General features: G+C 52.2%; 10 protein-coding genes. 3 read left to right on the forward strand and 7 right to left on the reverse strand.

Features of this window, described 5'->3' with window-relative positions; all coding sequences use genetic code 11:
- The first annotated feature begins 91 nt into the window (after positions 1-91).
- The 3 genes from focA (at position 92) to pflA (ending at position 4229) form a co-directional block, all read left to right on the forward strand.
- Positions 92-949, forward strand: a complete 858-nt coding sequence (gene focA, locus AC5JPW_RS06330; RefSeq protein ID WP_494238977.1) for a formate transporter FocA — start codon at positions 92-94, stop codon at positions 947-949.
- 51 nt (positions 950-1000) lie between these two features.
- Entirely contained in the window at positions 1001-3283 is a 2283-nt protein-coding gene (gene pflB / locus AC5JPW_RS06335; protein WP_494238979.1) for a formate C-acetyltransferase, read from the forward strand.
- A gap of 205 nt (positions 3284-3488) precedes the next feature.
- A complete protein-coding gene (pflA, locus tag AC5JPW_RS06340) occupies positions 3489-4229 on the forward strand; it encodes a pyruvate formate lyase 1-activating protein (RefSeq protein WP_494238981.1) in 741 nt (246 codons plus the stop codon).
- A gap of 69 nt (positions 4230-4298) precedes the next feature.
- On the opposite strand, the gene AC5JPW_RS06345 is transcribed toward pflA, so the two are convergent.
- From AC5JPW_RS06345 to lolA, 7 genes are all read right to left on the reverse strand, one after another.
- Entirely contained in the window at positions 4299-5447 is a 1149-nt protein-coding gene (locus tag AC5JPW_RS06345) for an MFS transporter (RefSeq protein WP_494238983.1), read from the reverse strand.
- Positions 5448-5712: 265 nt separating this feature from the next.
- Positions 5713-6570, reverse strand: coding sequence for a dimethyl sulfoxide reductase anchor subunit family protein (locus AC5JPW_RS06350; protein ID WP_494238985.1), 858 nt, complete (start codon positions 6568-6570; stop codon positions 5713-5715).
- Between the two features lies 1 nt (position 6571).
- A complete protein-coding gene (locus AC5JPW_RS06355) occupies positions 6572-7189 on the reverse strand; it encodes a DMSO/selenate family reductase complex B subunit (protein WP_494238987.1) in 618 nt (205 codons plus the stop codon).
- A gap of 10 nt (positions 7190-7199) precedes the next feature.
- Positions 7200-9638, reverse strand: coding sequence for a dimethylsulfoxide reductase subunit A (gene dmsA / locus AC5JPW_RS06360; protein ID WP_494238989.1), 2439 nt, complete (start codon positions 9636-9638; stop codon positions 7200-7202).
- Between the two features lie 201 nt (positions 9639-9839).
- A complete protein-coding gene (gene serS / locus AC5JPW_RS06365) occupies positions 9840-11132 on the reverse strand; it encodes a serine--tRNA ligase (RefSeq protein WP_494238991.1) in 1293 nt (430 codons plus the stop codon).
- A 93-nt stretch (positions 11133-11225) separates the two neighbouring features.
- Entirely contained in the window at positions 11226-12569 is a 1344-nt protein-coding gene (rarA, locus tag AC5JPW_RS06370) for a replication-associated recombination protein RarA (protein ID WP_494238993.1), read from the reverse strand.
- A 9-nt stretch (positions 12570-12578) separates the two neighbouring features.
- The gene (gene lolA / locus AC5JPW_RS06375; protein ID WP_494238995.1) at positions 12579-13190 is read right to left on the reverse strand and encodes an outer membrane lipoprotein periplasmic chaperone LolA; all 612 of its coding nucleotides are present in this window, start codon (positions 13188-13190) and stop codon (positions 12579-12581) included.
- Positions 13191-13210: the final 20 nt, after the last annotated feature.

The raw sequence follows: 13210 nt of genomic DNA on the forward strand, positions 1-13210 counted from the left end.
ATTAGCCAGGCGAGATATGATCCATATCAAATTCTCTTCTATAATGCTTTGTTAGTATCTCCTCGCCGACTTAAACAAAGAGAGAGTTAGTGTGAAAGCTGACAACCCTTTTGATCTAATACTTCCAGCTGCGATGGCAAAAGTTGCCGAAGAAGCAGGTGTCTATAAAGCAACAAAGAAACCGCTGACGACGTTCTTTTTGGCGATTACAGCAGGCGTCTTTATCTCCATCGCTTTTGTTTTCTATATTACTGCCACAACAGGTACAGCATCGATGCCCTTTGGCATTGCTAAACTTATTGGTGGTGTGTGCTTCTCATTAGGGCTGATCCTTTGCGTCATCTGCGGCGCTGACCTCTTTACATCAACTGTGTTGATCGTGGTCGCTAAAGCCAGCGGACGTATTACCTGGGGCCAACTGGCTCGCAATTGGGCAAACGTCTATATCGGTAACTTGATTGGCGCGCTGCTCTTCGTCTTACTGATTTGGTTGTCTGGCGAGTATATGGTGGCAAACGGTGGCTGGGGCTTAAACGTCCTGCAAACAGCTGACCACAAGTTGCATCATACTTTTGTTGAAGCCGTTGCACTGGGCATTTTAGCAAACCTGATGGTCTGCCTGGCGGTATGGATGAGTTATTCCGGCCGCAGCCTGACAGATAAAGCATTAATTATGGTTCTGCCGGTGGGCATGTTTGTAGCCAGCGGTTTTGAGCACAGTATCGCAAACATGTTTATGATCCCGATGGGTATCTTAATTCGTAACTTTGCGACCCCGGAGTTCTGGACCGCTATTGGTTCCAGCCCGGAAAACTTTTCTCACCTGACTATTGCAAATTTCATCACTGATAATCTGATTCCTGTAACAATTGGGAATATCATTGGTGGAGGATTGTTAGTTGGGTTGACATACTGGGTCATTTACCTGCGTGGCGACGATCACCATTAATGGTTGTCTCAGGCAGTAAATAAAAAATCCACTTAAGAAGGTAGGTGTTACATGTCCGAGCTTAATGAAAAACTAGCCACAGCCTGGGAAGGTTTTGCGAAAGGTGACTGGCAGAAAGAAGTAAACGTACGTGACTTCATCCAGAAAAACTATACCCCTTATGAGGGTGATGAATCCTTCCTGGCGGGCGCAACTGATGCGACCACCACGCTGTGGGATAAAGTTATGGAAGGTGTTAAACAGGAAAACCGCACCCATGCGCCTGTTGATTTCGACACCTCTGTTGCGTCAACTATTACTTCTCACGACGCTGGCTACATCAACAAAAGCCTTGAGAAAATCGTTGGTCTGCAGACCGAAGCTCCACTGAAACGTGCGATCATCCCGTTCGGTGGTATCAAAATGGTTGAAGGTTCCTGCAAAGCGTACAATCGCGAGCTGGATCCAGCACTGAAAAAAATCTTCACCGACTACCGCAAAACTCACAACCAGGGCGTATTTGATGTTTACACCAAAGACATCCTGAACTGCCGTAAGTCTGGTGTTCTGACCGGCCTGCCGGATGCTTATGGCCGTGGCCGTATCATCGGTGACTACCGTCGTGTTGCGTTGTACGGTATCGACTTCCTGCTGAAAGACAAATACGCACAGTTCCTGTCTCTGCAGTCTGACATGGAAAATGGCGTTAACCTGGAAGCCACTATCCGTCTGCGTGAAGAAATCTCCGAACAGCACCGCGCACTGGGTCAGATTAAAGAAATGGCAGCAAAATATGGCTGCGATATCTCTGCTCCAGCAACCTCCGCTCAGGAAGCTATTCAGTGGACTTACTTCGGTTACCTGGCCGCAGTTAAATCCCAGAACGGCGCAGCAATGTCCTTCGGTCGTACCGCTACCTTCCTGGACGTGTTCATCGAACGCGACCTGAAAGCAGGCAAAATCACCGAACAAGAAGCGCAGGAAATGGTTGACCACCTGGTCATGAAACTGCGTATGGTTCGCTTCCTGCGTACTCCTGAATATGATGAACTGTTCTCCGGTGACCCGATCTGGGCAACTGAATCCATCGCAGGTATGGGCGTTGATGGCCGTACTCTGGTGACCAAAAACAGCTTCCGTTTCCTGAACACCCTGTACACCATGGGGCCGTCTCCGGAGCCGAACATCACCATTCTGTGGTCTGAAAAACTGCCACTGAACTTCAAAAAATACGCTGCTAAAGTCTCCATCGACACCTCTTCTCTGCAATACGAGAACGACGATCTGATGCGTCCGGACTTCAACAACGACGATTACGCGATTGCTTGCTGCGTAAGCCCGATGGTTGTTGGTAAACAAATGCAGTTCTTCGGTGCTCGCGCTAACCTCGCGAAAACCATGCTGTACGCTATCAACGGCGGCGTTGATGAAAAACTGAAAATCCAGGTGGGTCCGAAATCTGAACCTATCAAAGGCGACGTCCTGAAATTCGACGAAGTCATGGATCGTATGGATCACTTCATGGACTGGCTGGCTAAACAGTATGTCACCGCTCTGAACGTTATCCACTACATGCACGACAAATACAGCTACGAAGCGTCTCTGATGGCACTGCATGACCGTGACGTCGTTCGCACCATGGCGTGTGGTATCGCTGGTCTGTCCGTTGCAGCTGACTCCCTGTCTGCAATCAAACATGCGAAAGTTAAACCAATTCGTGACGAAGACGGTCTGGCTATCGACTTCGAAATCGAAGGCGAATACCCGCAGTTTGGTAACAACGACGCTCGCGTTGATGACATGGCGGTTGACCTGGTAGAACGTTTCATGAAGAAAATTCAGAAACTGACTACTTACCGTAACGCTATCCCGACTCAGTCTGTTCTGACCATCACCTCTAACGTTGTGTATGGTAAGAAAACCGGTAACACCCCAGACGGTCGTCGTGCTGGCGCACCGTTCGGACCAGGTGCTAACCCAATGCACGGCCGTGACCAGAAAGGTGCAGTTGCCTCTCTGACCTCCGTTGCTAAACTGCCGTTTGCTTACGCTAAAGATGGTATCTCTTATACCTTCTCTATCGTTCCAAACGCACTGGGCAAAGACGATGAAGTGCGTAAAACTAACCTGGCAGGCCTGATGGATGGTTACTTCCACCACGAGTCTTCTATCGAAGGTGGTCAGCACCTCAACGTGAACGTAATGAACCGCGAAATGCTGCTCGACGCGATGGAAAACCCGGAAAAATATCCGCAGCTGACCATCCGTGTATCTGGCTACGCAGTACGTTTTAACTCCCTGACTAAAGAACAGCAGCAGGACGTTATTACCCGTACTTTCACTCAGACCATGTAATGGTATTGACTGAAATCGCGAAGTAAAAAGCGTACAATAAAGGCTCCACGTCAGTGGGGCCTTTTTAACACCCCTCCCCCAGTCTGCTTTGTCAGATATCTATACTAAAACGATGGATATCAGCCAAAATAGACTTAAACACAGCCGGATTGAGCTGTGCATCAATACAGGCCCCGGATGGGCCATATCTGGAGAATACACCGCAATGTCAGTGATTGGTCGCATCCACTCCTTTGAATCCTGTGGCACTGTTGATGGCCCAGGTATCCGTTTCATTACCTTCTTCCAGGGCTGCCTGATGCGCTGTCTCTACTGTCACAACCGTGACACCTGGGACACACACAGTGGCAAAGAAATAACCGTTGATGAACTCATGAAAGACGTGGTGACCTATCGTCACTTTATGAATGCATCAGGGGGCGGCGTCACAGCCTCCGGCGGCGAAGCGATGTTGCAAGCCGAATTCGTACGTGACTGGTTCCGTGCCTGTAAAAAAGAAGGCATTCACACCTGCCTTGATACCAACGGTTTCGTGCGTCGCTACGATCCGGTTGTTGATGAATTACTGGAAGTGACCGACCTGGTGATGCTCGATCTCAAGCAGATGAATGATGAGATCCACCAGAACCTGGTGGGCGTATCCAACCACCGCACGCTGGAATTCGCCAAATACCTGTCCAATAAGAATATCAACGTCTGGATCCGTTACGTCGTCGTACCGGGCTGGTCAGACGATGATGATTCCGCACACCGTCTGGGCGAATTTACCCGCGATATGGGTAACGTCGAAAAAATCGAGTTACTGCCGTACCACGAGTTGGGTAAACACAAATGGGTCGCGATGGGTGAAGAGTACAAACTGGATGGTATTCATCCACCGAAGAAAGAGACCATGGAACGCGTGAAAGGTATTCTCGAACAGTACGGTCACAAGGTGATGTACTGAACCCGCACCAGTTTCTTTGTCGGAAGGCATAAAAGTAAAAAGCCCGCGGAATCTCCGGCGGGCTTTTTTTCAGGCATGTGCGACAGGTGTCGGATGGTGACCGGCTTTGCGCATCAGCATCATCAGGTAAATAAATGACACGCAGGCAATCATGATAAACAACAGGCTGTCTGAATAGCTCTGCATAAGCATTGCGGTCAGGGTTGGGCCTAACAGGCTGCCGATGGTGTAGCTTAACAGCAGCGCCTGATTCATCGCCACCAGCTGATGATATTCCACTTTCTCGCAAGCCCAGGCCATCGCAACCGGATACAGCGTAAACCCGGCGGTACCTAATACGAACAGAGCCGGAGCCATCGCTGCGTTGCCCAGCATCGCTACACACCCCAGAATGACCACGAATACCTGTACGCGCAGTACCAGCAAGCGGCCAAAACGATCCGCGAGTCGACCTATTGGCCACTGCCCGACAATGCCCGCACTGACCATCAGCGCCATCCAGAATCCAATGCCTGAATCGCTCACACCCTGATGATTGAGATAGAGTGGCATTAAGCCGTATAACGAGCCGAGAATAATACCGGAAATAATACAACCGTTGACACCGAGACGCGCCTGGCGCAAACGGAACATCGGCCATACTGAAGTCGTGCTTTGCACTTCATCATGTTGCCCGGTGATATGGGTAAACAGTAGCGGTAAAATCGCGGCCAACACCAGGCCCACCGCCCACGGGAGAACGCTCATCAGGTCGGTGGGCAATTTGCTGACCATCACCTGCCCCAGCACCGTACCGACGTAATAGACCATCATATATGCCGCAAGCAGGCGTCCACGATTTCCTGACGTACCGCTGCGCATCAGAGCACTTTCCACCACGACCCAAATCATGGCGCAACCGACCCCGGCAACGAAACGCCAGGTCAGCCAGCTCCAGAATCCGATATTAAAGCCCAGCCCTGCACAGCCCACGGCGAAAATCAGCGAGGCAAAATAATAGGTGCGATTAAAGCCCATCCGCTGGATAAGCCACCCCGTCATCATCGTTCCCAGTAAATTACCGGTAAAATAGGAAGAGCCGACCATACCAACCTGCCATGTCGGCATGTTTTCATGGGCGAGCCAAAGCGGGACCAGCGTGTTCAACACTGCGATCGCAAGGGTCAACAGAAGCAGGCCACAGAGCAATAAAAGCACTGGCCGGGTATAGGTGGTCATGGATTAAAACCGTGAGGAAGTTCAAGATTCGTGCGCATCATGCCACTGGCAAAAACATTGTCAATCTACTGATTTTGGGCACCCGCACGTTTTATTCACTGACGATATATAAAACTTATCCTGCGTGTTCGTTCTCGATGCTTAGTGAAAAGCACTCTATTGATTAATAAGATTTATTTAACTTTATCCTCCAAAATGTTTAGTAGAAAAAATTCATGATGAATATAAGCTCTGGCCGGGGAAAATCCCGGCCAGAGAGAGGGAATTAACCGGCGACCGCCATGCCGACCGTCATATGCAATCCGTAAAACAGACCACGGCCAATCAACTCGCCGGCCACCACCAGTGTTACACCGGCAAGCAGGCTGGTTACACGCGGGGATTTACGCATCGCCAGTGGGCAAATCCAGCAGCCCAGGCCCGCGACCAGCAGCACCATTCGCCATACCTGTAAACTGCCGTAATCCGGCACCAGTGCGTTCGCCTGCACCACCGAACTGTGTACCGCGCTGAGGCTCATCGCCTGCAGCATGACCAGCGCCAGGCTTGCCAGCAGTGCGGCGACGCTCAGTGAGGCAAAGGTCGCACCGTTAAACGGCGTTTTTGCCACGCGCAGCAGCAGCGCCGCCAGCAGCGGACCACCGAGCAACATCGTCAGGAAGAAACCGACGGTGGTGTAAGCCGAGTGCCAGGTCGGAACCGTGTCAATCTGGTACACCCGGGTCATCGCCCAGACAAACACCACGCCCAGCACCATGCTCACCATCAGCCAGAGTTTGCCCAGCGTAGCCGGCATTTTGCCCAGCTGAGTCACCAGCCACCAGAAACCGCCCACGGCGAAGAAGACTGAACCAGCGGCGATTTCATTACTCAACGCCGAAGCGCCCACCCGGTTCAGGGAGTTGAAGGCGCGCATCGGGGACCCCAGGTGCAGCATCGACGCGATAAACCCGATGCCCATCAGCACCCAAAGAAAGAACATGCTGCGGGTGATGCGCTGCTGGCTGTCGGCGTCATCTTTTGCCGCCAGCCAGGCCAGCCCCATCACGATTAACCCGCCCGCCACGCACTGCCCGAGCACCGTAAACAACACCAGCGGCCATTCATGCCATCCGTTACCCATCTCACACCTCCCGCGGGTTTGCCAGATAGCCGGTGGTATCCCCAGTTGGGCGGCTGTTGGCGTTAGGTTTAATCACAATGCACGGCTTGGTGAAACGTGCAGCCGGAAGCGGCGCAACGGCCGCCAGTGCTCCGTGTTTTTTACGCAGTTCGTCAATCGGACCGAAATCCAGCGCCCGCAGTGGGCAGGACTCGACGCAGATGGGTTTGTGACCCTCAGCGACGCGGCTGTAACAGCCATCGCATTTGGTCATGTGACCTTTTTGCGCATTGTACTGTGGCGCACCGTACGGGCAGGCCATGTGACAGTAGCGGCAGCCGATGCAGATATCTTCGTCCACCACCACAAAGCCGTCCTCACGTTTGTGCATCGCGCCGCTGGGGCAGACTTTGGTGCAGGCCGGGTCTTCGCAGTGGTTGCAGGCAATCGACAGATAGTAGGCAAAGACGTTCTGGTGCCAGACGCCGTTGTCTTCCTGCCAGTCCCCGCCTGCGTATTCATAAATGCGTCGAAAGCTGACGTCCGGGGTTAAGTCTTTGTAATCTTTACAGGCCAGCTCACAGGTTTTGCAGCCGGTACAGCGGGCGGAATCAATAAAAAATCCGTATTGGGTGGTCATCGGCTACTCCTTAAACCTTCTCAACCTGGACGAGATTGCTATGAGAAGGGTTTCCCTTCGCCAGCGGTGATGGCCGCTGACTGGTCAGAACATTGATACAGCCAGCCTGATCGATCCCTTTTCCATCAGGCGCATACCACGCCCCTTCTCCCAATGCGACGACGCCCGGAATAATACGCGGCGTCACCTTCGCTTCAATGTGCACTTCACCGCGATCGTTGCGAATACGCACCCGATCGCCGTTAGTAATGCCACGCTCTTTCGCATCAATCGGATTGATCCACATCTCCTGACGACAGGCTGCCTTCAGCACATCGATATTACCGTAGGTCGAATGGGTTCGTGATTTGTAGTGGAATCCGGTGAGCTGCAATGGCCATTTTTTTACCAGAGGATCGTTCGGACTCTCGAAACCCGGACTGTAAACCGGCAAGGGATCGATAACATCGTCTTTATCCAGTTGCCAGGTGGCGGCAATACGGGCCAGTTGCGCAGAGTATATTTCGATTTTTCCTGAGGGTGTGGTTAACGGATTCGCATCAGGATCGGCACGAAATGCTTTGTAAGCCACATGGTGGCCTTCAGGATCACGTTGCTTAAACATGCCCTGTTTACGGAAAGCATCAAACTCCGGCAATGCCGGGATGGCTGCCCGGGATTGTTCGTAGAGATGGCGCATCCAGCCTTCCTGAGTGCGTCCTTCAGTGAATTGCTGCTCAACACCCAGGCGTTTCGCCAGCTCGCTTGTCATCTCATAAATAGTTTTGCATTCAAAACGCGGCTTAATAACCTGATCGTTAAAAATCACGTACGCCATGTTGCCGCAGGAAGCATCAAGGGCGAAATCCATCTGTTCTGATGCGGTACAGTCAGGCAGAAGAATATCGGCGTACTTCGCCGAAGAGGTCATATGGCAGTCAATCACCACAATCAGCTCACACTTTTTATCGTCCTGTAAAATGTCGTGCGTTCGATTGATTTGCGAATGCTGATTTACCAGACAGTTTCCCGCGTAATTCCAGACCATCTTGATGGGGACATCCAGTTTGTCTTTGCCGCGAACACCATCGCGCGTAGCGGTCATTTGCGGACCACGTTCAATGGCATCGGTCCACATAAACATGGAAATGCTGGTCTGTACCGGATTTTCTAACGTCGGCATACGAACAAATGGCAAGGAATACGAACCTTCACGGGCTCCAGAATTCCCGCCGTTTATGCCAACATTCCCGCTGAGGATAGCGAGCATGGCAATAGCCCGCGAAACCAGTTCACCATTTGAGTGGCGCTGCGGCCCCCACCCCTGAGAGATACACGCGGCTTTTGCTCCGGCGATTTCCCGCGCCAGCTTCACAATACGGGCCGCAGGAATGCCGGTAATGGCAGATGCCCATTCTGGCGTTTTCGCTATACCGTCGTTGCCCTGCCCCAAAATATGCGCTTTATAATGCCCATTTGCGGGCGCATCTGCAGGCAACGTTTTCTCATCGTAACCGACACAATATTTATCAAGGAAAGGCTGATCAACCAGGTTTTCATCGATCATCACCCAAGCCAGAGCCGACACCAGGGCTGCATCAGTACCCGGGCGGATCGGGATCCATTCATCCTCTCGTCCCGCCCCCGTATCCGTGTAGCGCGGATCGATAATAATCAGCCGAGCATTCGACTTCTGCCGTGCCTGTTCAAGGTAGTAAGTCACACCACCACCGCTCATGCGTGTCTCACCAGGGTTGTTGCCAAACAGCACGACCAGATCGCTGTTTTCAATGTCTGAGGGGCTGTTACCGTCCGCCCATCCGCCATAGGTGTAATTAAGTCCGGCTGCAATTTGCGCGGTGGAGTAATCCCCATAATGGTTCAGATAACCGCCACAGCAGTTCATTAACCGTGCAATCAGGGTTTTTCCCGGGGGCCAGGAACGCGTCAAGGTTCCCCCTAACGTGCCGGTTCCGTAATTCAGGTAGATGGATTCATTGCCATACTCTTTAATCAGCCGGGTCATATTTTCAGCAATAGTGCTGTAGGCCTCGTCCCAGCTAATTCGCTCAAATTTCCCTTCACCGCGTTTACCCACGCGTTTCATCGGATATTTTAATCGGTCAGGGTTATAGACTCGTCTGCGCATCGAGCGCCCGCGCAGACATGCACGCACCTGATGCAGGCCATCGTAGTTATCGTCACCAGTGTTATCCGTTTCAACATACTTAATTTCGCCATCTGCGACATGCATACGTAACGGGCAACGGCTACCGCAGTTGACAGTACAGGCGCTCCATACAACGCGCTCCGGCGAGGGAGTCAACGACTCTGCCGCAGAAACATAGCGGGAAAAAGGTAGCGTGAATGCGCTGCTTGCCACCGCCAGCCCACCCATCACGCCGGTTTTCACCAGGCCGCGTCGGCTGACTTCTACATCCAGTAGCATTTCGGGGGTTTTAGATTCCATAAAGACTCACTTTGCTCACGAAAAGAAACACTTCAGAATCGCTATATAGATATGTATATATCGAAATCTGAAATTTTTAGTTTTTTATCCTGAAATACGGCAGTAATTATGACCACTCAATAATTGTGGTTTATTGCCTGGTATCAAAGCGAGCAAAAAAAAAGCGCCCGAAGGCGCTTTATACTTAAGATAGAGAAGGAATTAACCGATGAACTCAGCACCGCGCATGTAAGGACGCAGCACTTCCGGGATCTCAATACGGCCATCAGCCTGCTGATAGTTTTCCAGCACGGCGACAAGCGTACGACCTACCGCCAGACCAGAACCGTTCAGCGTGTGAACAAGACGGGTTTTCTTGTCGGATTTGCTGCGGCAACGCGCCTGCATGCGGCGAGCCTGGAAGTCCCAGACGTTCGAGCAAGAGGAAATTTCACGGTAGGTATTCTGTGCCGGAACCCACACTTCCAGATCGTAGGTTTTGCATGCGCCAAAGCCCATATCACCGGTGCAAAGCGCAACGCGACGGTACGGCAGGCCCAGCAACTCCAGTACTTTTTCAGCATGACCGGTCATCTCTTCGAGAGCAGCCATGGACTCTTCCGGACGAACAATTTGCACCATCTCAACTTTGTCGAACTGGTGCATGCGGATCAGACCGCGGGTGTCGCGTCCATAGGAACCGGCTTCGGAGCGGAAGCACGGAGAGTGCGCAGTCAGTTTGATCGGCAGATCGTCTTCATCGATGATCTCGTCGCGCACAAGGTTAGTCAGCGGAACTTCTGCAGTTGGGATCAACGCATAGTTGCTGCTGTCTGCCTCTTCATCCAGCGGGCGCGTGTGGAACAGATCGCCTGCAAATTTCGGCAACTGACCCGTACCGTACAGGGTGTCATGGTTCACCAGATAAGGAACATAGGTTTCGCTGTAACCGTGTTGCTCGGTATGCAGATCGAGCATGAACTGCGCCAGTGCACGGTGCAGATGAGCAATCTGGCCTTTCATGACCACAAAACGGGAACCGGTCAGCTTAACCGCAGCAGCAAAATCCAGCCCGCCATGCATTTCGCCCAGCGTCACGTGGTCACGCACGTCAAAGTCAAACTGGCGCGGCGTGCCCCAGCGTTTCACTTCAACGTTATCATTTTCGTCTTTACCCACCGGAACACTGTCGTCCGGGGTGTTCGGGATGGCCAGCGCGATGTCACGGATTTCTGCCAGCAGCGTTTCCAGCTCAGCCTTAGCAGCATCCAGATCTTCACCCAGCTTGTTCACTTCCAGGCGTAAAGGCTCGATGTCTTCCCCGCGTGCTTTAGCCTGGCCGATGGATTTCGATCGCGAGTTACGCTCTGCCTGCAGATTTTCAGTGTTTACCTGCAAAACCTTACGACGCTCTTCAAGAGCGCGTAACTTATCTACATCCAGCTTAAAGCCCCGGCGTGCCAGTTTTTCTGCGACTGCGTCTGGCTCGGTACGCAGCAGATTGGGATCGAGCATGCTTATCCTGTGCTTATCGAATTGAAATAATGAGAAAGTGGCCACAGCCTGCGGCCACAGAGATACAGCGACAACATTACCGCAAGGTCACTCTCAACGGTAGCGTTTTATGGGGCTTTTATGATCCTGTTCAGCCAGCCAGGCGAGCTTTTCGCCAATCTTACCCTCAAGACCCCGGTTCGTCGGATAGTAGTAACGTGTTTGTGCTATTTCTTCAGGGAAAAAGACCTCGCCAGCCGCGTAGGCATTGGGTTCGTCATGGGCATAGCGATACTCCTGGCCATAACCCATCTCTTTCATCAATTTGGTTGGCGCATTACGCAAATGGACGGGAACATCGTAATCCGGGCGTTCACGGGCATCGGCCATCGCGGCTTTAAAAGCGGTATAGACCGCATTACTTTTCGGCGCACAGGCCAGATAGACAATCGCCTGTGCAATAGCACGTTCACCTTCCGCCGGGCCCACGCGGGTAAAGCAATCCCATGCCGAAATCGCCACCTGCATAGCTCGGGGATCGGCATTGCCAACATCTTCAGAAGCAATCGCCAGGCAGCGACGTGCAACATAGAGAGGATCTCCTCCCGCCGTGATGATCCGGGCATACCAGTAAAGCGCAGCATCAGGGGCGCTACCCCGCACAGATTTATGCAGTGCCGAGATCAAATCGTAAAAACGGTCACCTTTGTTATCAAAACGCGCACTGCGTTCACCGGCGATTTCCGTCAACAGTGTCGGTTGTAACACCCGTTTCCCTGAACCGTCGAGTTCGGCCATGTCGGCCATCATTTCCAGCGTATTCAGTGCACGCCGTGCATCACCGTTAACCAGTTCAGCAATAGCTTTGCGGGTATCGTCTGGTAGCACGATGTCCTGACCACCATAACCGCGTGCGTTGTCTTCCATTGCCTGGGTCAGAACCTGTTCAATATCGTCAGTGGTCAGAGACTTGAGCAGATAGACGCGTGCGCGAGAGAGCAATGCGGAGTTGAGTTCAAACGAGGGATTTTCAGTCGTCGCACCAATAAACGTGATGGTGCCGTCTTCAATATGCGGCAGAAAAGCATCTTGCTGGCTTTTGTTGAATCGATGGACTTCGTCCACAAACAGAATAGTGCGACGCCCGGCATTGCGGTTTTGCCGCGCTCGCTCAATCGCTTCACGGATCTCTTTGACGCCGGAAGTGACGGCAGAAATGCGCTCGACATCCGCACTGGCGTAGCGAGCAATTACTTCCGCCAGCGTGGTCTTTCCTGTACCCGGTGGCCCCCAAAGGATCATGGAGTGCAGATGCCCGGCTTCTATTGCACGGGGTAAGGGTTTCCCCGCAGCCAGTAAATGCTGCTGACCGATGTACTGCGCTAAATTTTCTGGCCGCATGCGAGCGGCCAGAGGTTGAAATGTATTATCGGAAAAGTCGAGCGACAGGTTGCCCACGCATGCCTCTTACTTACGTTGATCGTCAACCGTTACGCCCTTTGGCGGGGTAAAGGTGAATTTAGAAGGATCAATGCTACCGTTTTGCTGAGATTTGAGCTGATAGCTGCTCTTCTGGTCGTCCTGCTCAATGGCACTGAACTGATGAATGGTGCCATCACGACTCACATTGATCGTGAACTGTTTCAGGTTACCGCTGGCCGATTTCGGCGTCAGGACAAAATCATCGCCATTCTGAGCGATGTTATATTTCTGCCAGTCGCTGCTCTGGTTACGCGCAATAAGCATAAAGGGCGTGTTGCTGGTGGCATCCGTCAGCGTAGTGGCTGTTGCCTGCTCCACAAACGGGTTATAGAACCACAGCGTTTTACCGTCTGACACCAGCACACTTTCATCGGGTTGCGTCATGTGCCAGTTAAACAGGCTCGGACGTTTAACCCATAAATCCCCTTGCCCTTCCTGCACCGCAGCCCCACTGCCATCCGTTACTTTCTGGGTGAAACTGGCATGGAAGCTGTTCACTTTATCAAGGCGGCTTTTCAGGTCACTGGACGCATCAGCCCAGACATTGCTGACCATGAAGCTACCGATTAATGCACAAGCCATCGCGATTCTTTTCATTGTTATTCCTTAAATTCATC

The sequence above is a fragment of the Phytobacter sp. genome, from assembly GCF_059074235.1.